This window comes from Variovorax multivorans (assembly GCF_051216835.1).
Classification (GTDB): Bacteria; Pseudomonadota; Gammaproteobacteria; order Burkholderiales; family Burkholderiaceae_C; genus Variovorax.
Window position 1 is genome coordinate 409,158 of record NZ_JBPJZL010000003.1, and the last position, 19,128, is coordinate 428,285.

The 19,128-nt window shown below is 67.1% G+C and carries 19 protein-coding genes and 1 pseudogene; 14 read left to right on the forward strand and 6 right to left on the reverse strand.

The annotated features are described in order from the left end of the window. Positions 1-17: 17 nt before the first annotated feature. The 6 genes and pseudogenes from ACSFCA_RS09005 to ACSFCA_RS09030 all read left to right on the forward strand — a co-directional run bounded on the left by ACSFCA_RS09005 (position 18) and on the right by ACSFCA_RS09030 (position 7,712). Positions 18-1,058: a branched-chain amino acid ABC transporter permease gene (locus ACSFCA_RS09005; RefSeq protein ID WP_258353029.1), complete on the forward strand. Its 1,041-nt coding sequence runs from the start codon at positions 18-20 to the stop codon at positions 1,056-1,058. A 1-nt stretch (position 1,059) separates the two neighbouring features. Further along, positions 1,060-2,871 (forward strand): branched-chain amino acid ABC transporter ATP-binding protein/permease, encoded by a 1,812-nt coding sequence (locus ACSFCA_RS09010; protein WP_435459209.1) that lies wholly within the window; start codon positions 1,060-1,062, stop codon positions 2,869-2,871. A gap of 1 nt (position 2,872) precedes the next feature. Continuing rightward, positions 2,873-3,607: an ABC transporter ATP-binding protein gene (locus ACSFCA_RS09015; RefSeq protein ID WP_093057611.1), complete on the forward strand. Its 735-nt coding sequence runs from the start codon at positions 2,873-2,875 to the stop codon at positions 3,605-3,607. A gap of 41 nt (positions 3,608-3,648) precedes the next feature. After that, entirely contained in the window at positions 3,649-5,394 is a 1,746-nt protein-coding gene (locus tag ACSFCA_RS09020) for a tannase/feruloyl esterase family alpha/beta hydrolase (protein WP_435459208.1), read from the forward strand. Positions 5,395-5,415: 21 nt separating this feature from the next. Continuing rightward, positions 5,416-7,174 (forward strand): annotated as a pseudogene (locus tag ACSFCA_RS09025) (acyl-CoA dehydrogenase family protein). Between the two features lie 46 nt (positions 7,175-7,220). Next, positions 7,221-7,712 (forward strand): MarR family winged helix-turn-helix transcriptional regulator, encoded by a 492-nt coding sequence (locus ACSFCA_RS09030; RefSeq protein WP_258353025.1) that lies wholly within the window; start codon positions 7,221-7,223, stop codon positions 7,710-7,712. Positions 7,713-7,727: 15 nt separating this feature from the next. On the opposite strand, the gene ACSFCA_RS09035 is transcribed toward ACSFCA_RS09030, so the two are convergent. Further along, a complete protein-coding gene (locus ACSFCA_RS09035) occupies positions 7,728-8,381 on the reverse strand; it encodes a TetR/AcrR family transcriptional regulator (RefSeq protein WP_435459207.1) in 654 nt (217 codons plus the stop codon). Between the two features lie 130 nt (positions 8,382-8,511). On the opposite strand from ACSFCA_RS09035, the gene ACSFCA_RS09040 reads away from it, so the two are divergent. The 5 genes from ACSFCA_RS09040 (at position 8,512) to ACSFCA_RS09060 (ending at position 11,894) form a co-directional block, all read left to right on the forward strand. Continuing rightward, positions 8,512-8,949, forward strand: a complete 438-nt coding sequence (locus ACSFCA_RS09040) for a VOC family protein (protein ID WP_435459206.1) — start codon at positions 8,512-8,514, stop codon at positions 8,947-8,949. A 40-nt stretch (positions 8,950-8,989) separates the two neighbouring features. Continuing rightward, positions 8,990-9,517 (forward strand): SRPBCC family protein, encoded by a 528-nt coding sequence (locus ACSFCA_RS09045; protein ID WP_435459205.1) that lies wholly within the window; start codon positions 8,990-8,992, stop codon positions 9,515-9,517. Positions 9,518-9,534: 17 nt separating this feature from the next. After that, complete coding sequence (locus tag ACSFCA_RS09050) at positions 9,535-9,954, forward strand: VOC family protein (RefSeq protein WP_435459204.1); 420 nt, start codon at positions 9,535-9,537, stop codon at positions 9,952-9,954. A gap of 37 nt (positions 9,955-9,991) precedes the next feature. Next, a complete protein-coding gene (locus ACSFCA_RS09055; protein WP_258353020.1) occupies positions 9,992-11,464 on the forward strand; it encodes a DHA2 family efflux MFS transporter permease subunit in 1,473 nt (490 codons plus the stop codon). 70 nt (positions 11,465-11,534) lie between these two features. After that, a complete protein-coding gene (locus tag ACSFCA_RS09060; RefSeq protein WP_093057602.1) occupies positions 11,535-11,894 on the forward strand; it encodes a DUF1428 domain-containing protein in 360 nt (119 codons plus the stop codon). Between the two features lie 19 nt (positions 11,895-11,913). Here the strand turns inward: ACSFCA_RS09060 and ACSFCA_RS09065 are convergent, their stop codons facing one another. The 4 genes from ACSFCA_RS09065 to ACSFCA_RS09080 form a co-directional block, all read right to left on the reverse strand. Further along, entirely contained in the window at positions 11,914-12,672 is a 759-nt protein-coding gene (locus ACSFCA_RS09065) for a sulfite exporter TauE/SafE family protein (protein ID WP_093057601.1), read from the reverse strand. A gap of 88 nt (positions 12,673-12,760) precedes the next feature. Next, entirely contained in the window at positions 12,761-13,741 is a 981-nt protein-coding gene (locus ACSFCA_RS09070) for a Bug family tripartite tricarboxylate transporter substrate binding protein (RefSeq protein ID WP_435459203.1), read from the reverse strand. A gap of 10 nt (positions 13,742-13,751) precedes the next feature. Next, positions 13,752-14,357 carry a nuclear transport factor 2 family protein gene (locus ACSFCA_RS09075; RefSeq protein ID WP_435459202.1) on the reverse strand — a complete coding sequence of 202 codons (606 nt, stop codon included), beginning with the start codon at positions 14,355-14,357 and terminating at the stop codon, positions 13,752-13,754. 31 nt (positions 14,358-14,388) lie between these two features. Continuing rightward, positions 14,389-15,228, reverse strand: a complete 840-nt coding sequence (locus tag ACSFCA_RS09080; RefSeq protein ID WP_435459201.1) for an intradiol ring-cleavage dioxygenase — start codon at positions 15,226-15,228, stop codon at positions 14,389-14,391. Positions 15,229-15,546: 318 nt separating this feature from the next. On the opposite strand from ACSFCA_RS09080, the gene ACSFCA_RS09085 reads away from it, so the two are divergent. The 3 genes from ACSFCA_RS09085 to ACSFCA_RS09095 all read left to right on the forward strand — a co-directional run bounded on the left by ACSFCA_RS09085 (position 15,547) and on the right by ACSFCA_RS09095 (position 18,363). After that, positions 15,547-16,746, forward strand: coding sequence for an ABC transporter substrate-binding protein (locus tag ACSFCA_RS09085; protein ID WP_435459200.1), 1,200 nt, complete (start codon positions 15,547-15,549; stop codon positions 16,744-16,746). An 81-nt stretch (positions 16,747-16,827) separates the two neighbouring features. Beyond that, positions 16,828-17,757, forward strand: coding sequence for a LysR family transcriptional regulator (locus ACSFCA_RS09090; RefSeq protein WP_435459199.1), 930 nt, complete (start codon positions 16,828-16,830; stop codon positions 17,755-17,757). A 132-nt stretch (positions 17,758-17,889) separates the two neighbouring features. Then, on the forward strand, positions 17,890-18,363 hold the full coding sequence (locus ACSFCA_RS09095) for a DoxX family protein (protein ID WP_258353014.1): 474 nt from the start codon (positions 17,890-17,892) through the stop codon (positions 18,361-18,363). Positions 18,364-18,375: 12 nt separating this feature from the next. On the opposite strand, the gene ACSFCA_RS09100 is transcribed toward ACSFCA_RS09095, so the two are convergent. Continuing rightward, positions 18,376-19,095, reverse strand: a complete 720-nt coding sequence (locus ACSFCA_RS09100) for a Crp/Fnr family transcriptional regulator (protein WP_435459198.1) — start codon at positions 19,093-19,095, stop codon at positions 18,376-18,378. Positions 19,096-19,128 lie beyond the last annotated feature (33 nt).

Consider the following 19,128-nt stretch of genomic DNA (forward strand, 5'->3'; position numbering starts at 1 on the left):
CGCCACGACCGCACGCCATGGACCTTTCAATCGCCAGCATCCTGACGCTGGACGGACTCACCAATGGCGCGATCTATGCCCTGCTGGGCATGGGCATCGTGCTCGTCTTCACGGTGACCCGCGTCATCTTCATCCCGCAGGGCGAATTCGTGGCGTACGGCGCGCTGACGCTGGCGATCTTCCAGACCGGCAAGACGCCGGGCACGGTGTGGCTGCTGCTCATATTGGCCGGTGTCGCCGCGCTGATGGACCTGGTCACCACCTGGCGCCACAGCGGCAGCGCGGCGAGCGGACTGAAGGCAGCGCTGCGCACATTCGCAGCGCCGGCCATCATTTGCGCGGTGTCGGCCTGGGCCGGGCCGCGCAACCTGCCGATCGGCGTGCAGGCGCTACTCACGGTGTTCATCGTCACGGCCTTCGGGCCACTGGTGTATCGCGTGGCGTATCAGTCGCTAGCGGGCGCGAGTTCGCTGGTGCTGCTGATCGTCTCGGTGGGTGTGCACTTTGCGATGACCGGGCTGGGCCTGCTGTTCTTCGGCGCGGAGGGCTTTCGCAACCCGCCGTTCTGGGACGAGCGCATGGCGCTCGGGCCGCTCAACGTGAGCGGACAAGCGCTGATCATCTTCGGCATGTCGGGCGCGTTGATCGTGCTGCTGTGGCTGTTCTTCGAGCGCAGCCTGTACGGCAAGGCGCTGCGGGCCACAGCGGTGAACCGGCTGGGCGCGCGACTGATGGGCATCTCGACGCAGGCGGCCGGACAGCTCACCTTCGCGATGGCGGCGCTGATCGGTGCGCTCTCGGGCTTGCTGATCGGGCCGACCACCACGGTGTTCTACGACTCGGGTTTTCTCATCGGGCTGAAGGGCTTCGTGGCTGGTGTGATCGGCGGTCTCGCCAGCTACCCGGGTGCGCTGCTCGGTGCTTTGGCAGTGGGTGTCATCGAGGCCTTCGGCTCGTTCTGGGCCAGCTCGTTCAAGGAAGTGATCGTGTTCACCATCATCCTGCCGGTATTGCTGTGGCGCTCGCTGACCAGCGGCCATTCGGACGAGGAGCATTGAGATGGACGCGCTCCTGAACCCTTCTTCGACCCGCGTGCCCGACAAGAGCGCGCTGCGCACCTGGGGCCCGCTCGCGCTGATCCTGGTGCTGATCGCGCTGCCGCTGTTGCCGCTGCCCGACTTCTGGATCATCCAGCTCAACTACATCGGCATTTACACGCTGCCCGTGCTCGGCCTGGTGCTGCTCACCGGCGTGGGCGGCCTCACCTCCTTCGGGCAGGCGGCCTTCGTGGGTATCGGTGCGTACACCACCGCCTACCTCACGGTGAACACCGGCCTCTCGCCGTGGGTCACTCTGTTCATCGGGCTGGCGCTCACTGGCCTCAGCGCCGCGATCATTGGCGCCATCACGCTGCGCATGTCGGGCCACTACCTGCCGCTGGCCACCATCGCGTGGGCGCTGTCGCTGTACTACCTCATGGGCAACCTCGACGCGCTCGGCAAGTACGACGGCATCCTGGGCGTGAAGGGTTTGTCGTTGTTCGGCTTCGAGTTCGGCCAGCAGCGGCTGTTCTACGGCGTGGTCTGGGCCTTTGCGATCCTCGCGGCGTTCGCGGTGATCCGCCTGCTCGACTCGCGCAGCGGCCGCGCCATCCGTTCGCTGGCGGGCGGCTCGCAGATGGCCGAGGCCATGGGCGTGAACACGTTGCGCTTCAAGATCGGCATCTTCGTGCTGGCGGCCATGCTCGCGTCGATCTCGGGCTGGCTGTTCGCTCACTTCCAGCGCACGGTGAACCCCTCGCCCTTCGGGCTGAAGATGGGCATCGAGTACCTGTTCATGGCGGTGCTCGGCGGCGCGGCCCATGTGTGGGGCGCCATCGCGGGCTCGGGCGTGGTCAAGCTGCTCGAAGACCAGCTGCAGGTGCTGCTGCCCAAGCTGATCGGAACGGCCGGCAGCTACGAGCTGATCGTGTTCGGCATCATGATCGTGCTGGTGCTCAAGTACCTGCCCGAAGGGCTCTGGGCTTTTGTCGACCGGCGCCTGCCGCGTCCGCGCCGCAGCGTCGACTGGCAAGGCGCGAAAGACCTGCCCGCGCGCGCCAAGCCCGCCTCTGGCGAAGTGGTGCTCGACGTGCAGGCCATCCGCAAGACCTTCGGCGGGCTGGTGGCGGTGAACGACATCAGCTTCCAGACGCGCGCCGGCCAGATCGTCGGCCTCATCGGGCCGAACGGCGCGGGCAAGTCGACCACCTTCAACCTGGTGACCGGCGTGCTCGGTCTCTCGGGCGGCGCGGTGCGCTTCCGTGGTGAGGCCATCGGCGGGCTCGGCGCAAGGCAGATCGCGCAGCGCGGCGTATCGCGCACCTTCCAGCACGTGAAGATGGTGGCCGACATGACGGTGCTGGAAAACGTGGCGCTGGGCGCGCACCTGCGCGGGCGCAAGGGCGCCATTGCAGCCATGCTGCGCATCGACCGCGCCGAAGAGCGCGCGCTGTTCCGCGAGGCCGAGCGCCAGCTGCAGCGCGTGGGTATGGGCGCCTTGCTGCACGAACTCGCGGGCAACCTCGCGATGGGCCAGCAGCGCTTGCTGGAGATTGCACGCGCACTGTGCGCCGACCCGGCCCTGCTGCTGCTCGACGAGCCGGCGGCCGGCCTGCGCCACAAGGAAAAGGAAGCGCTGGGCAAGGTGCTGCGGCAACTGCGCGGCGAGGGCATGAGCATCCTGCTGGTCGAGCACGACATGGGACTGGTGATGGACATCTGCGACCACATCGTGGTGATGGAATTCGGCACACACCTGATGGAGGGCACGCCCGCCGAGGTGCAGAACAGCGACAAGGTGCGCGCCGCGTACCTGGGAACGGAGCATTGACATGACGACACCCTTGCTCCGCATCCGCGACCTGCACGCCGGCTACGGCCGCGCCGAAGTGCTGCACGGCATCGACCTTCAGGCCGACCAGGGCAGCGTCGTCACCGTGATCGGCCCGAACGGGGCCGGCAAGTCCACGCTTCTCAATGCACTGATGGGCGTGCTGCCCGCCAAGGGCGTCATCGAGTTCAAGGGCCAGCCGATCTCGGCGCTGTCACTCGAGGAACGCGTGATGCTCGGCATCGCGCTGGTGCCCGAGAAGCGCGAGCTGTTCGGCACCATGCCGGTGGAAGACAACCTCGTGCTCGGCGCGTTCCGCCAGGTGCGGCTGCGCAACAGGCAGTGGCGCGACCGCATCGACGAGGTCTACACGCTGTTCCCGCGCCTGAAGGAGCGCCGCGCTCAGCTGGCTGGCACGCTGTCGGGCGGCGAGCGGCAGATGCTGGCAGTGGGCCGCGCGCTGATGTCGCGCCCCACGCTGCTGATGCTCGACGAGCCCAGCCTGGGCCTGGCGCCGCTGGTGGTGCAGGAGATCTTCCGCACGGTCGATGCGCTGCGCGCCACGGGCGTGACGATCCTGCTGGTGGAGCAGAACGCACGCGCCGCGCTTGAAGTGGCGGACCACGGCTACGTGCTCGAAATGGGCAGCGTGAGCCTGGAAGGCAAGGCGCAAGAACTCGCGGTCGATTCGCGCGTGATCGACACCTACCTGGGCGCGGCAAGAAAAGCCGCCTGACGAGAAGAACGCCGCGGCATGCGCGGCAAGGAGACAACTTGATGACCCGACAGAGCCACATCCACCTCGGCCTGTGCGCAACCGCGCTCGGCGTTGCCGCCTTGCTCGCGGCCTGCGCGGGCCGGCCCGCGGCACCGAATACGGCACCGCATGCGCCGCTGGCCGCCGCGCGGCCCGGCACGCTCCAGGCCTGCACCGACCTTGCCGCCCGCGCCGCTCTGCCGGGCACGGTCTACACCTCGGTCACCGACGTACCGGCCGGCACCGTCACGGTTGGCGGCGTGGCCATGAGCGCGCCCGCGCACTGCCTCGTGCAGGGCCGCATGAACGAGCGCACGAGCCCCATCGACAACCAGCGCTATGCCATCGGCTTCGAGATACGGCTGCCTGTTGCATGGAACGGCCGCTTCTTCTACCAGGCCAACGGCGGGCTCGACGGCGTCGTGGTGCCGGCGCTCGGCGGCATCGGCGGCGGCGGGCCGCGCAGCAGCGCGCTGCAGATGGGCTTTGCCGTCATCAGCTCCGACGCCGGCCATGCGGGCTCGATGGGCCCGCGCTTCGGGCTTGACCCGCAGGCGCGGCTCGACTACGGCTACAACGCCGTCGCGCAACTCACGCCGATGGCCAAGAACCTGATTTCCAAGGCCTACGGTCGCGGACCCGACCGCTCCTACTTCGGTGGCTGCTCCAACGGCGGGCGGCATGCAATGGTGGCTGCCGTGCGCTCGGCCGACCAGTACGACGGCATCCTCGCGGGCGACCCCGGCTTCAACCTGCCGAAGGCGGCAGTCGCGCAGCTCTACGGCGCGCAGCAGTACGCGGCTGTGGCCAGCGCGAAGACACCCGCCGGCCAACCGGACCTGCAGAGCGCGTTCACGCCAGCCGAGCTGAAGCTGGTGGCCGACAAGGTGCTGCAGCGCTGCGACGCGCTCGACGGCCTGGCCGACGGCATCGTGTCGAACGTCAATGCCTGCAAGACGCGCTTCGACATCCAGACGGCGGTGCCCACCTGCGCGGCGGGTACGCGTGACGGCATGTGCCTCAGCGCGCCGCAGAAGAATGCGCTCGCCAATGTATTCAAGGGCGCGCGCAACAGCGCGGGCCAGCCGATCTACAGCAGCTTCCCGTTCGACGCGGGCGTCAGCGGCGCCAACTGGCGTGAGTGGAAGTTCGCGAGCCCGCCGACGCGCGACGCGGGTGCCGTGGGCTTCATCTTCAGCACGCCGCCACTGGCCGACCGGCCGCAGGGCCTGCCCTTTGCGCTGGGCTTCGACATGGATCGCGACGCACCGCGCATCGCGGCCACCGATGGCGTGTTCCGCGAATCGGCCCTGTCGTTCATGACGCCGCCCGACGCGGCCAACCTGGGCGCGTTGCGCGACCGCGGAGGCCGGATGATCGTCTATCACGGCACCAGCGACCCGGTGTTCTCGTCTGACGACACGCAGGCCTGGTACGACCGTGTGCAGGCCGCGAATGGCGGCGATGCCTCGTCGTTCGCACGCTACTTCCCGGTGCCCGGCATGAACCACTGCGCGGGCGGCCCGGCCACCGACCAGTTCGACATGCTGAGCGCGTTGGTCGACTGGGTCGAGCAGGGCAAGGCGCCCGCATCGGTCACCGCCTCGGCGCGCGGCGCGGGCACGCCGATGCCCAACGCCGAGGTGCCGGCCAACTGGTCGGCGCAACGCACGCGGCCGCTGTGCCCCTACCCGCAAGTCGCAACCTACACCGGCGGCGACACCGAACGCGCGAGCAGCTTCGCCTGCAAGCTCCCGACGCCCTGATACCGAGTTACCGAACCTCCGATGGATTACCAGCCCCGCCCCGAAGACGTCAGCTTCCTGCTCAATGCCGTGCTCGACGCGCCCGCGCGCCTGGCTGCGCTCGCGCCTTTTGCCGAAGTCGACGAGGCCCTGCAATCGCAAGTGCTCGAAGAGGCAGGCCGCTTCGTCGGCGAGGTGGTGGCGCCCATCAACCGTGGCGGCGACGAAATCGGCTGCCGCTTTGCCGATGGCGCAGTCGTCTCGCCACCGGGCTTTCGCGAGGCGTACCAGGCCTTCGTCGACGGTGGCTGGCCTGCGCTGTCGGCCGCGACGGAAGACGGCGGCCAGGGCCTGCCCGCAGTGCTCGAAGCGGTGCTCTACGAATGGCTGGCCGCCGCCAACCATGGCCTCACGATGGCGCCCGGCCTGCTGCACGGCGCATACGCCTGCCTCAAGCACCACGGCAGCGAGGAGCTGAAGCAGCGCTATCTGCAGAAGATCGCGACCGGCGAATGGCTTGCCACCATGTGCCTCACCGAAGCCCATGCGGGCAGCGACCTGGGGCAGGTGCGCACGCGCGCCACACCGCAGATGGGGCAGGCCGACGGCAGCCTGCGGGTGAACGGCGGCAAGATCTTCATTTCCGGCGGCGAACACGACCTGACGCCGAACATCGTGCATCTCGTGCTGTGCCGCCTGCCCGATGCCCCGGCCGGCCCCAAGGGCCTGTCGCTGGTGCTGGTGCCCAAGCTGCTGCCCGACGGCACACGCAACGCCGTGCACTGCGAACGCATAGAAGAAAAGATGGGCCTGCACGGCAGCCCCACCTGCACGATGCGCTTCGACGACGCCACCGGCTGGCTGGTCGGCGAGCCCGGCCGTGGGCTGGCTGCGATGTTCGTGATGATGAATTCGGCGCGCCTGCATGTGGCGCTGCAAGGTATCGGCCTGCTCGATGCCGCCTGGCAGAAGGCCGACGCCTATGCCGCCGAGCGCCGCCAGATGCGCGCCCCCGGCCCCGTGCCCGCCAGCCGCGGTAGCGAGCCGGCCGACCTGATCGCCGAGCACCCGGCCGTGCGACGCATTCTCGACACGCAGCGCGCGTGGATCGACGGCGCGCGCACCCTCGCCTACCGCAGCGCGCTGATGCTCGACGTCGCCGCGCACGACGCCGACCCCAAGGCGCGCGAGCGCGCGCAGCGCTGGTGTTCGTTCGTCACGCCGGTGCTCAAGGCCGCGTGCACGCACCAGGCCTTTCATGGCGCGAGCGAATGCCTGCAGGTGTTCAGGCGGCCACGGCTACGTGCGCGAATGGGGCATCGAGCAGATCGTGCGCGACGCGCGCGTGACCATGATCTACGAGGGCACCAACGAGATCCAGGCTATCGACCTGCTGGTGCGCAAGGTGCTGCCCGATGGCGGCGTGGGCATGTCGGCTGTGCTGCTCGAGCTGCGCGACACGCTCGACGCCTCGCGCGAAGCCGATGCCGACGTGCAGCGCCGGCTGGCGCAGCTGCGCTACCTGGGCACCACTGTCGCGATGGCGGCGCATGCCAACCCGGTACTGCCGTATGAGGTGGCCGACGACTACCTGCGCGTGACGATGCTCACGCTGATGGCGTGGGCCTGGGCACGCATTGAGGCAGTGGCGCCTCAAGACGCTGACAAGGCCCGGGCGGCGGCGGCCTTTCGCCGCTGGGTGCTGCCTGAGTTCGAAATGCGGCTGGGCATCGTCAAGCGGGCTTGCGAGACGGTGGCCCTGAGCCATCATGCCGCGACGCCCCCGGGTGTCGCCAACTAGCCACTCGAAGCGCTCGCATGCCTCCACTCGCGGTTACGCTCGGACCATGCCACCCTCCCCGAAACCCGCCCCCGCGAGAGGCGAGCAGGCCGCAGTGCCGCAAGGCAAGCAGGACCGGCTCGACGCACGCATGCTCGAAACCCTGGTCGGCTACAACGCGCGCCGAGCGTGGCTGATCGTCAGCGCCTTCTTCGCGGAGCGCATGGCGCCCTACGGGCTGAAGCAGATCGACTTTTCAGTGCTGTCGCTGCTGGCGCACAACCCGGGGGCCACCTCACGGCAGCTGTGCAACGCGCTGGACATCCTGCCGCCGAACCTCGTGAGCCTGGTGGCCACGCTGGACAGCCGGGGCCTGATCGAACGCCGCCCCCACCCGCACGATGGCCGCGCCGTCGGCCTGCATCTCACAGCGGCTGGTGAAACGCTGGTCCGCGAGGCCGAGCAGACCGTGATCCAGCTCGAAGCCGACGCCAGCGCCAAGCTGACCGCGCGGGAGCGCGAGACGCTGATCCGGCTGCTGCAGAAGATCTATTTCTAGCGTTTTGAAGGGGCCTCAGAGACCTCGCTCGACCATGTCGATCAGCTGCTGACCTAGGCTGTGCGCAGCCTCGGCCGGCAGCTCGCGCAGCGGCCCGTCGATGATGAGCAGCGCCAGCCCGTGCACTGCGCTCCACGCGAGATATTCGGCATTCGGGCGCCGCGCCGGGTCGAGCACGCCCGCGTCCACCAGCCGGTCGATGGCCTTGCCCAGCAGCTGGAACGGGTCCAGCCCGCTGGCGCCCGCCTTGCCCGGGCCGAGTTCGCCGCTGCCCTCGTCGGAGATCACGAAGGCCGTTCGGAACAAGCCGGGCTCGGCCTGCGCGAAGCGTAGATAGGCGGTGCCGACGGCGCGCACTTGCGCCCGCGCGAAGTCTGCGGGTGGCTGGTCGCAGGGCAGGACCGCCAGCTCTTTTTCCATCGCGGTCGCCGCCGCGGCCAGGGCCGCCTCGCGCACCGCCAACAAAAGCTCCTGCCGGCTGCCGAAGTGCCGGTACGCCGCATTGGGCACCACGCCCGCGCGTCGCGTGGCCTCGCGCAGCACCACCGCGCCGGGGCCGCCGTCGCGCGCCAGTTCAATGCCCGCGTCCAGCAGCGCCCGGCGCAGGTCGCCGTGGCGATAAGTGCTGCGGGCGGGCGGCAGGCTGTCGGGGACGTTGTTGAGCTTCATTGCAATTCCATGTGGACACTGTCCATTATCCCTGTTATTCTTTGTGGACGGTGTACACAAGGTAATCCGATTGTTTGCGGCCCATGACACCAGGGCCTCCGAGTCACCTCTCCAATCCAAAGGAATCGCAATGAAAGTCCAGTCTTACCTCTCGTTCGAAGGCCGCTGCGACGAAGCGCTCGGCTTCTACAAGAAGGCGCTCGGCGCCGAGGTCGTGCAGCTCATGCGCTACAGCGAAGCGCCTGCAGGAGCCCCTTCGGAGAATGCCGAAGCCGGTTGCGCCGGTGGCACGCCAGATGCAAACAAGGTGATGCACGCCGTGTTCCGCATCGGCGACACCGAGCTGATGGCCTCCGACGGCCGCTGCTCGGGCCAGGCGAAGTTCGAGGGCATCATGCTCGCGCTCACCGCCAACACCGACACCGAAGTCGTCAAGTGGTTCAACGCGCTGGCCGAAGGCGGCCAGGTCATTCAGCCGCTGATGCCGACCTTCTTCACCTCGAACTTCGGCATGCTGACCGACCGCTTCGGCGTGGGCTGGCTGCTGGTCGTCGCGCACCCCACCTGATTCCCGCACGCTCCATCCATCTCCCGAGAAAGCTCCCGACATGCTCAAGAAAATCGCCCTCGTCATCGTGCTCGCGATCGCCGCACTGCTGATCTTCGCCGCCACCCGGCCCGACACCTTCCGCGTCGAACGCACCGCGCGCATCGAAGCACCCGCCGACAAGATCTTTCCGCTGATCGACGACTTCCACCGCTGGAGCGCATGGTCGCCCTACGAGAAGCTCGACCCCGCCATGAAGCGCACCTTCGGCGGCACGGCAAGCGGCAAGGGCGCAACCTACGCCTGGGAGGGCAACGACAAGGCGGGCGCCGGGAGCATGGAGATCGTGGAGTCGACGCCTTCATCGAAGGTCGCGATCAAGCTCGACTTCATCAAGCCCTTCGAAGGCCACAACACGGCCGAATTCACGCTGCAGCCCCAGGGCAACGCAACGCAGGTCACCTGGGCCATGTATGGCCCCAGCCCTTATGTTGCAAAGCTCATGGGCATCTTCTTCAACGTGGACCAGATGATCGGCAAGGACTTCGAAGCAGGCCTTGCCAATCTCAAGACGGCCACCGAAAAGTAACCCCACAAGGAAACCTCATGTCCCCCATTCACGCCTACCTCACGTTCGACGGCAACGCAGCAGAGGCCATGCGCTTCTACGAGAAGACGCTCGGCGGCACCATGCAGATGATGATGACCATCGGCGAAGCGCCCGACACCGAGCAGTTTCCGCCCGAAGCGAAGAGGCGCATCATGCATGCCTCCTTGGCCTACGGCGACGGCCTGCTCATGGCCTCCGACTCCATGCCCGGCCAGCCGTACGAAGGCATGAAGGGCTTCGGCGTTGCGCTGACCCTCGATACCGTCGCCGAAGCGCGCCGCGTGTTCGATGCCTTTGCCAACGGCGGCAAGGTTTCCATGCCCTTCGAGAAGACCTTCTGGGTCGAAGGCTTCGGCATGGTGACCGACCGCTTCGGCACGCCGTGGCTGATCAACGGCGGGAAGCCGCTGGTCTGACCCTTCCTCCCATCGCTCTACAGGAATTGCACTTCCCATGACCAACCAACTCGACAGCCGAAAGCGCTGGCTCGCATTGATGGTGCTGTGCCTCGGCGTTCTGATGATCGTGCTCGACACCACCATCGTGAATGTGGCGCTGCCCTCGATCCGTACCGACCTGGGCTTCACCGAGACCTCGCTGGTCTGGGTGGTGAACGCCTACATGCTGACCTTCGGCGGCTTCCTGCTGCTGGGTGGCCGGCTCGGCGACCTGTACGGCCACCGCCGCGTATTCCTCGCGGGTCTGGTGCTGTTCACGCTGGCATCGCTGGCCTGCGGGGTCTCGACCTCGCAGGGCCTGCTGGTGGCGGCGCGCGCAGTGCAGGGCCTGGGCGGCGCGGTGGTCTCGGCCGTGTCGCTCTCGCTCATCATGAATCTCTTCACCGAACCGGCCGACCGCGCGAAGGCGATGGGCGTGTACGGCTTCGTGTGCGCAGGCGGCGGCAGCATCGGCGTGCTGCTGGGTGGCCTGCTCACGAGCACGCTGAGCTGGCACTGGATTTTTCTGGTGAACCTGCCGATCGGCGTGGCTGTGTACGCGCTGTGCGTGGCGCTGCTGCCCAGCGCGCGCGGCCATGCGCATGGCGAGAAGCTCGACGTGGCCGGTGCAATCACCGTCACGCTGTCGCTGATGCTCGCGGTGTACGGCGTGGTCAACGGCAACGAAGCCGGCTGGGGCTCCACGCAAACGGTGAGCCTGCTCGGCGCGGCGGTGGTGCTGCTGGCTGTCTTCATCGGCATCGAGTCGCGCGTGCAGCATCCGCTGATGCCGCTGGGCCTGTTCAAGCTGCGCAGCGTGTCGGTCGCCAACGTGGTCGGCGTGCTGTGGGCCGCTGCAATGTTCGCGTGGTTCTTCATCTCGGCGCTGTATATGCAGCTGGTGCTGAACTACACGCCCATGCAGATCGGGCTGGCCTTCCTGCCGGCCAACGTGATCATGGCGGTGTTCTCGCTCGGCCTCTCCGCAAAGATCGTGATGCGCTTCGGCATTCGCAAGCCGCTGGCCGTCGGGCTCTGGCTCGCGGCCATCGGGCTGGCGCTGTTCGCGCGCGCGCCGGTCAACGGCAGCTTCGTGACCGACGTGCTGCCCGGAATGATGCTGCTCGGCCTCGGCGCGGGCATGGCCTTCAACCCGGTGCTGCTGGCTGCGATGAGCGAGGTGAGCCCGTCCGATTCGGGCCTGGCCTCGGGCGTGGTCAACACCTCTTTCATGATGGGCGGCGCGCTGGGCCTGGCCGTGCTGGCCAGCGCCGCGGCCGCGCGCAGCGCATCGATGGAAGCGGCAGGTGCACAGATGCCGTTGGCCCTCACCGGTGGCTACAACCTTGCGTTTCTCGTCGGCGCCGTGTTCGCGGCGGCGGCGGGTTTGATCGGGGCCTTGCTGCTTCGCACCGTCATGCCTGGGCAAATGGAGAACAACGAAAAGGCTGACGAAAAAGGAGCACCCCGGGGGACGGCGGCATCGTGAGCGGCAACACGCCATGCAACCGCCGGTTTTCTTTCTTCAGCGTTTCCACAACTTATTCAGGAGAACACCCATGGCTCGTTATGTAGACGGATTCATCGTCGCCATTCCCACCGCCAACGTCGAGGCCTACCGCAAGCTGGCGCGCAAGGCCGGCAAGGTCTGGATGGAATACGGCGCGATCGAATACGTGGAGTGCATCGCCGACGACGTCAAGCCCGGCAAGCTGACCTCGTTTCCGCAGAGCGTGAAGCTGAAGACCGACGAGACAGTGGCCTTCTCGTGGATCGTCTACAAGTCGCGCAAGCACCGCGACACGGTGAACGCGAAGGTCATGGCCGACCCGCGCATCGCGGCGATGGACCCGAAGACCATGCCGTTCGATGCGAAGCGGATGATCTTCGGCGGGTTCAAGAGCATCGTCGAGCTCTGATCTCGCCCGGGGTGACTGCTCAGGCCAGGAAGCCGTCGTAGACGAGCTTCAGGCCCGTGAGCAACATGCCCAGATACACGAAGCGATAGAACCAGGTCGCATCGATGCGCCGCGCGATGCGGATGCCGACCCACACGCCAAGAGGCGCGAGCGGCATCAGCACCAGCGACGTGGCCAGCGTGCGAAAGTCGAGCAGGCCGAGCCACGCGTAGGGAATCCACTTGCTGAGATTCACCACGAAGAAGAAGTAGGCCATGGTGGCCGTGAAGACCACAGGCGTGAGCCGCAACGGAATCACATAGGCATTGATCGGCGGCCCGCCCGCATGCGCGATGAAGCTGGTGAAGCCCGACACCGTGGTCAACACTGCGCCCACGCCGCGCGAAGGCAATGGGTCATTGGGCTTGGGCGGAAGCAGCAGGCGCTGCGCCAGAAACAGCAACGTGAACACACCGACGATGCCCGCCACCGTGTGCGCCGACAGCATGCGAAACAGCAGCGTGCCGATCACCGTACCCAGCAACCCGAACGGAATCAGAAACTTGAGCAGCGAGCGATCGAAGTCGCGCCGGAACGCCGCCAGGCCCAGCACATCCATCAGCAGCAACAGCGGCATCAGGATGGCCGCAGCCTGCGGCACCGTGACGGCCAGCGCCATCATCGGCACCGCGAGCGAACCGAAGCCCGCGCCGAAGCCGCTCTTGCTGATGCCGAGCAGCAGCACGGCGGGAATGGCGACCGCATAGAAATGCGGGTCGGTGATGAGGGGAAAGGCCATGGGCAGAAGAAGCGCAGAAAAAAGCCCACCGGGGCGGCGGGCTTCGCGAGCGTAGCAGGACAGGGCGCGCCGTGCAGGCGCTCTGGCGCTACTCCGGCTGAATACCCAGCTCACGCACCGTGCGACTCCAGCGCTCCACGTCCTTGCGCACCAGCGCGTGCGTGTCAGGCTGCGACAGCGCGAGCGGCTTGCCACCGGCCTTCACGAACGAATCCATCACCTCAGGCATTGCGATGACCTTTGCAAGCTCGGTACGCAGTCGCTCCAGCACCGCCGGCGGTGTCTTCGCCGGAGCAAAGAGACCGAACCACGATTCAAGCTCCAGCTTCGCCACGCCAGTCTCGCCAATGGTGGGAACGTCAGGCTGCGTCGGCAGCCGCAATGTACCCGACACCGCAAGCGCCTTCGCGTTGCCGGCCACCACCTGCGGCCGCGCCGTAGGCGAAAGATCGAAGAAGAGATCGACCCGCCCACCGAGCAGGTCCTGATAGGCCGCCTGCGCGCCACGGTATGGCACGTGCGTGAGCTCCACGCCGGCCTGCTGCCACAGCGTCGCCGCGATCACATGCTGCCCAGAGCCGTTACCGGCCGATGCGTAGTTGAGCTTCTTCGGGTTGGCTTTGGCAAACGCCACCACGTCTTTCAGCGTGCCCTGCAGCAGATCCTTGCGCGCCATCAGCGTATAGCTGTAGGCCACGGCCAGCCCCAGTGGCTCGAAGTCGCGCAACGAGTCGTACGGCAGGTTCTTGTACAGCCCCATGTTGAGCGCGAGGTTCGACACCGAGCCGACCAGCAGCGTGTAGCCATCGGCCGGCGCCTTGGCGACGAAGTCGGTGCCGACCACCGTGCCGGAGCCCGAGCGGTTGTCGACGATCACGGGCTGGCCGAGAGCGCGCGAAAGGCGCTCTGCGAGTAGCCGACCGACAAAGTCGAATCCGCCGCCGGGAGGCTGCGGCACGACGAGCTTGAGCGGCTTCGCGGGCCAGTCTTGTGCAAGCACGAGTTTCGGCATGGCGAGCATCGCCAGCGCCGCAGCCATGACGCTGCGGCGGTCGAGTGTGGTGGCCATGGCCGCTCCGTCAGCGCTCGAGTGCGCCGCCAGCGAGCCAGCGCGCACCGCGCTGGTACAGCGCCTCCACCGCCGGCCCCTTGAGCATCGGCATGTCCAGCTTCACCGTGTAGCCGATGCGCTGCTGGATGTAGGCAAGGTGGCGATAGCCTTCGGGCAGGTCGGCCAGCACGGCTGCATCGAGCGTCACGGTGGCGGCAGGGTCCACCGGGTCGATGCGGTCCTTCTCGTAGATCGGCTGGCGGTGCAGCAGCTTCCATTCGCCGCCGTGCTTTTCCACGAAGTCGTAGAAGCGGCCGGTGCACACCACGTCGCACAACACGCCCTCGACCATGCCGCGCTGCGAGATGGTCATCTTGGTCTGCGCAATGGCGCGCTCACCAGCCACCTCAATGGCCGAGCCGCCCAGAAAGTGCAGGATGCTCACGCCCTTGGCCCAGCCCTCCTGCGTGACGCGGATGAATTCGGAGTACGGCCCCTGGAACCAGGTGGCCATCATGACGCCATCGGGGTGCCACACGGTGGCGAAGCGCTCCCAGTCGCCGGCGTCGCGCCACACGGCCCAGCGTTCGATCATCCGGCGGATCAGCAGCTCCTGCTGCAGGGTGTCTGTCATTTGCGTTGTCTCCTTCATTGTTTTTGTTTGGTCAGGCAGGCTGCTTCAACGGGTTGAGCACGAAGTCGAAGTCCAGCCGCCAGTGGCCGTTGTCCTGCTTCGTCCACGGCGCGACCAGCGACTGGCGCACCGCGAACACCGCGTCGGAGTCGAGCCACTGGTCGCCGTCGCGAAACACGTGGGTGATGAGCCGTTCGTAGCCCGGCGCCTCGATCTTGAAATGCAGATGCGCGGGCCGCCACGGGTGGCGTTTGGTCGCACGCAATAGGTCGCCCACGGGCCCATCGACCGGGATCGGATAGGCCTCGGCCAGCACGCTGCGGAAATGCAGCGAGCCATCGGCCGCCGTGCGCAGGCGGCCGCGGTTCTCGGCGTGGTCCAGCCCCTGGTGCTGCACGTCGTAGTGGCCGCCTTCGTCGGCCTGCCACACGTCGACGACTGCATTGGCCACCGGCTCGCCGTCGAGTCCGCGCACCGTGGCGAACACGTCGCAGGGCGCGCCCACGGCGCCGTTGGCCACGTCGTCGCCGTGCTCGTACTCGGGCGCGCCTTCGAAGTAGAAGGGGCCGAACACCGTGGCCTCGGTGCAGCCGGCGGGCTTGTCGTTGTTCATCGCGATGGTGAGCATCGACAGGCCCAGCACGTCCGACAGCAGGATGAACTCCTGCCGCTTGTCGTCGCACTTCTGGCCCGTGGCGGTGAGGTACTGGATGCCCTGGAACCACTCTTCCTCGGTGAGCTTCACCTCGCGGGCAAAGGCGTGCAGGTGCTGCACCAGGCTGGTCATGATCTCGTGCAGCCGCGGGCTCGGGGTGTCGGCAAAGCGCGCGAGCACGGCCTGGGTGATGTTGTCCTGGTTGAGGTTGCGCATCGTGACTGTCTCCATGTTGTCTCGGCGCACTGTAGGCCGCACGCCGTTCGCACGAAAGCGCCCGGGCGCAAATGATTTTTCCGCCCAGCGGAATGGTCGAACCCTCATTGCTCGCCCAACAAGGACCGATGACGTCGCTGCAATCGTCGCCGCCGCAGGCGGTCTGCCGGCGTGCGCGCTGATAACGCGGCAGGCGATTACCCCGAAAAGTGATCGGCTGAATTCCAATTCGACAACTGGTCAGGAGTACATAAGTTCGCAAACAATTGCCACAGGATGTTTCTCTACAGCGCGTTCCGCCTTGTCTCTCGATACAACATGCCTCTCAGCCAGACCACTCCCCATAGCCCACGGCCCGACTCGCTCACGCGGCGTTCCCTGCTGGTGTCCTGTACCGCGGCCGCCTCGCTCGGTTTCACCAGCCTGCCGGGCTCCGCCAGGGAGAAGGACAAGGCCGTGGTCGCGGACGACACCATCGTGATCGGCCAGTCGGCGCCGTTCAGCGGCCCGTCCGCGCAGCTCGGCACGGAGTTCAACCTCGGGGCGCGCACCTACTTCCAGATGATCAACGAGGGCGGCGGCATCCACGGCCGCAAGATCGAGCTGCGCGCCAAGGACGATGTCTACGATCCCCAGACGACGGCGAGCAACACCGCCGAACTGCTGGAGCAGGACCATGTTGTTGCGCTGTTCGGCTATGTCAGCACTTCCACCACGCTGGCGGCCCTGCCATTGGCCGTGGCGGCCCAGGTGCCGTTCTTTGCGCCGGTCACTGGCGCCGAGGCGCTGCGCCAGCCGCTCAACCGCTTGGTCTTCAACGTCAGGGCGAGCTATTTCGACGAAGCCGAATACATCCTCGACCAGTTGTCGGTCACCGGCACGAAGAGCATCGCGGTCTTTCACCAGAATGACGCCTACGGCAAGGCCGGACTCGACGCCGTGACCAAGGCGAAAGCCAAGCGGGGATTGCCGATCGTCGCAACGGCGATGGTGGAGCGGCACAGCACCGATGTGGGGGCTGCTGCCAAGGCGCTGCAGGCAGCACGCCCGGATGCCGTCGTGCTGATCAGCTCCTACGTTTCCAGCGCGACCCTGATCAAGGAAATGAAGAAGACCGGCTACACCGGCCAGTTCGTCAGCGTGTCCTTTGTCGGCGGCAAGGCGCTGGCCGACGAACTGGGCGGCGCCGCTGCTGGCGTGATGATTTCCGAAGTCGTGCCCTTCCCCTGGGGCAAGGCTTCGCCCTTGCAGAACGAATATGCCCGGGCCATGCAGAAGGCTGGCGTGCCAGGAATGAGCTTCGGATCGATGGAAGGATTCCTGGCCGCGAAGACCCTGGTCGAAGGGCTGCGCCGCACGGGACGCGATCTCACGCGGGCCAGGTTGGCGGCGGCGCTGGAGACGATGGGCAACTGGGACGCGGGCGGCTTCACCGTGTCTTTCACGCCGGACAACCACAACGGCTCGCGGTTCGTCGAGATGACCATGATCGGCGCGGGGGGACATTTCGTTCACTGAAGCCGGCTCCCGGTGCGCCATCCAGCACAATGTTTTCTTGAGATCAGCCCGACAAGAAAACAAGCCCCGGAGACACCGCCCATGGACCGCTGGACCGAAATCGCCCTGCTCGTGCAGATCGCCGATGCCGGCAGCCTGAGCCGCGCGGCCGAAGCGCTGGGCCTGTCCAACGCCGCCGCGAGCCGCCACCTGAGCGCGCTCGAAGAACGGCTGGGCGCGCGGCTGGTCGAGCGCAACACGCGCCGCCTGTACCTCACCGACACCGGCCGCGAGTTCTGCGGCCGCGCCCGCACCATCCTGGCCGACCTGGCGGATGCCGAATCGACCGTGAACGCCACCGCGCTGAACCCCACCGGCGTGCTGCGCGTGACGGCCTCGCTCTCTTTCTCGATCCACCACATCGCGCCGCTGCTGCGCGAATACACGCAGCGCTATCCGGGCGTGACGGTGCACGTGGAGGCAGCCAACCGCTACTTCGACCTGATCGACAACAACATCGACGTGGCAATCCGCACGCGCGAGTACGAGCCCGATTCGAACGTGACGATCCGCCGGCTCGGCGAAACGCGGCGCATCCTGGCGGCATCGCCGCGCTACTTTGCGCAGCACGGCTTTCCGAAGACGCTGGACGAGCTGAAGCAGCACAAGCTGCTTATCTACACCCACGCCAACAACCCGAACGAGCTGCGCTTCAGCCGAGGCGGCGAGACGCACACGGTGTCGGTGACGGGCCTGCTCGAGTCGAACGACGGCCAGGTGCTGCGCGCCGCCGCGCTCGACGGCATGGGCATCCTGGTGCAGCCGACCTACATCGTCTATGAAGACATCGTGGCCGGCCGGCTGGTGCCCACGCTGGACGACTGGGACCTGCCGCACCTGACGATCAACCTGGCGTACCCGAGCCGCAAGCACCTGTCAGCGAAGGTGCGCAGCTTCATCGACTTCATGGCGGCGCATTTCGCAAAAATGGACTATGAAAGAAAGTGGACGAGCCATTTCGGCAGCCACTGACCGCGCAGAACGGCCTTTCGCCAAAACATGTGCGTAAACGCACATCCCTGATTTCGGCAGCTCCGCAAACTGGAACCGCAACCGTCGCATTCCGCGGCGGACCCACCGTTTTCCACCAAGCAAGGATCCGCCATGAACACCCAGGCCGCAGCCGCCAACACCTCGCGTGCGCCGATCGCATCGCCGCTTTCCGCCCTCTCCCCCGCTACGCTGGACGATTCCGGCAAGCTGCTGATTCGCGTGACGATCGGCTTCCTGGTGCTGCTGCACGGCATCTTCAAGCTGTCTGCCGGCGTGGGCTTCATCGGCGGCATGCTGGCCAAGGCCGGCCTGCCGGGTGGGCTGGCCTACCTGGTGTACGTGGGCGAAATCGTCGCTCCGCTGCTGATGATCGCGGGCGTATTCACCCGTGCCGCCGCTGCCGTGGTGGTCATCAACATGCTGGTGGCCTTCGGCCTCGTGCACATGGCCGACCTGTTCTCGCTGACCAAGCAGGGCGGCTGGGCGCTGGAACTGCAGGGCCTGTACCTGTTCGGCGCGCTGACGGTGGTGCTGCTGGGTGCCGGCCGCTTCAGCGTGGGCGGCGTCAAGGGTCGCTGGAACTGAGCGTCTTCCGGCTCAGTCGGCGTCGCCCCTGACCTGCGAAACCATCAGTTCCAGGCGGGCGACGTCGGCCACCAGCAGGGCCTTGTCGTCCTTGCGCAGCACGCCGCCGCGCACCAGCACATTCAGCTCGCGGGTGACCTGCTCGCGGTTGGTGCTGATCTGGCTGGCCAGCGCCGCGTGCTTGGGAGCCGGGTCCAGCCGAGCCTGGTTGCCGTCGATGCCGGCGGTGCGGGCCAGGCGCAGCAGCTCGGCATGCAGCCGGTTCTGCACGCCGAGGGTGCTCAGGTCGATGACGCGCTCCGACAGCTGCCGCACCAGCGACACCAGCCGCAGCATCACCCGCTGGGCCACCAGGGGCTCGTCGTGCAGCAGGGCCATGAAGGCGGCGCGATCGAGGCTGGCGACCACGCTGGGCTCCAGCGTGACCACGTCGGCGGAGCGCGGGCCGCCGTCGATGGCCGCGATGTCGCCGAAGTGCTCACCGGCTTCGGAATCGCGGAAGGTCACCTGCCGGCCGTTGGCCGAGTAGGTCGTCACCCGCACCCGGCCCGAGACCAGCAGGAACAGGTCACCCTGCTGCTCGGCGCGCAGCAGCAAGGGCTTGCCGGCTTCCACGCTGTGCCACAGGCATTGCTGGGCCAGCAGGTCCAGGCGCTGGTCTGAAAGGCCTTCGAACAGCGCGATCTGGCGCAGCGCGAGGCTGGAGCGGGGGGTAGGTTCGGGTTTGGCCATGCCGGGGGTTGATGGTCAACGGGGTTAGGCGCG

Excerpts from the sequence above, each read along its gene's own strand:
- ACSFCA_RS09005 (WP_258353029.1), top strand. The coding sequence starts at position 18 with ATGGACCTTTCAATCGCCAGCATCCTGACGCTGGACGGACTCACCAAT.
- ACSFCA_RS09010 (WP_435459209.1), top strand. The coding sequence starts at position 1,060 with ATGGACGCGCTCCTGAACCCTTCTTCGACCCGCGTGCCCGACAAGAGC.
- ACSFCA_RS09015 (WP_093057611.1), top strand. The coding sequence starts at position 2,873 with ATGACGACACCCTTGCTCCGCATCCGCGACCTGCACGCCGGCTACGGC.
- ACSFCA_RS09020 (WP_435459208.1), top strand. The coding sequence starts at position 3,649 with ATGACCCGACAGAGCCACATCCACCTCGGCCTGTGCGCAACCGCGCTC.
- ACSFCA_RS09030 (WP_258353025.1), top strand. The coding sequence starts at position 7,221 with ATGCCACCCTCCCCGAAACCCGCCCCCGCGAGAGGCGAGCAGGCCGCA.
- ACSFCA_RS09035 (WP_435459207.1), bottom strand. The coding sequence starts at position 8,381 with ATGAAGCTCAACAACGTCCCCGACAGCCTGCCGCCCGCCCGCAGCACT.
- ACSFCA_RS09040 (WP_435459206.1), top strand. The coding sequence starts at position 8,512 with ATGAAAGTCCAGTCTTACCTCTCGTTCGAAGGCCGCTGCGACGAAGCG.
- ACSFCA_RS09045 (WP_435459205.1), top strand. The coding sequence starts at position 8,990 with ATGCTCAAGAAAATCGCCCTCGTCATCGTGCTCGCGATCGCCGCACTG.
- ACSFCA_RS09050 (WP_435459204.1), top strand. The coding sequence starts at position 9,535 with ATGTCCCCCATTCACGCCTACCTCACGTTCGACGGCAACGCAGCAGAG.
- ACSFCA_RS09055 (WP_258353020.1), top strand. The coding sequence starts at position 9,992 with ATGACCAACCAACTCGACAGCCGAAAGCGCTGGCTCGCATTGATGGTG.
- ACSFCA_RS09060 (WP_093057602.1), top strand. The coding sequence starts at position 11,535 with ATGGCTCGTTATGTAGACGGATTCATCGTCGCCATTCCCACCGCCAAC.
- ACSFCA_RS09065 (WP_093057601.1), bottom strand. The coding sequence starts at position 12,672 with ATGGCCTTTCCCCTCATCACCGACCCGCATTTCTATGCGGTCGCCATT.
- ACSFCA_RS09070 (WP_435459203.1), bottom strand. The coding sequence starts at position 13,741 with ATGGCCACCACACTCGACCGCCGCAGCGTCATGGCTGCGGCGCTGGCG.
- ACSFCA_RS09075 (WP_435459202.1), bottom strand. The coding sequence starts at position 14,357 with ATGACAGACACCCTGCAGCAGGAGCTGCTGATCCGCCGGATGATCGAA.
- ACSFCA_RS09080 (WP_435459201.1), bottom strand. The coding sequence starts at position 15,228 with ATGCGCAACCTCAACCAGGACAACATCACCCAGGCCGTGCTCGCGCGC.
- ACSFCA_RS09085 (WP_435459200.1), top strand. The coding sequence starts at position 15,547 with ATGCCTCTCAGCCAGACCACTCCCCATAGCCCACGGCCCGACTCGCTC.
- ACSFCA_RS09090 (WP_435459199.1), top strand. The coding sequence starts at position 16,828 with ATGGACCGCTGGACCGAAATCGCCCTGCTCGTGCAGATCGCCGATGCC.
- ACSFCA_RS09095 (WP_258353014.1), top strand. The coding sequence starts at position 17,890 with ATGAACACCCAGGCCGCAGCCGCCAACACCTCGCGTGCGCCGATCGCA.
- ACSFCA_RS09100 (WP_435459198.1), bottom strand. The coding sequence starts at position 19,095 with ATGGCCAAACCCGAACCTACCCCCCGCTCCAGCCTCGCGCTGCGCCAG.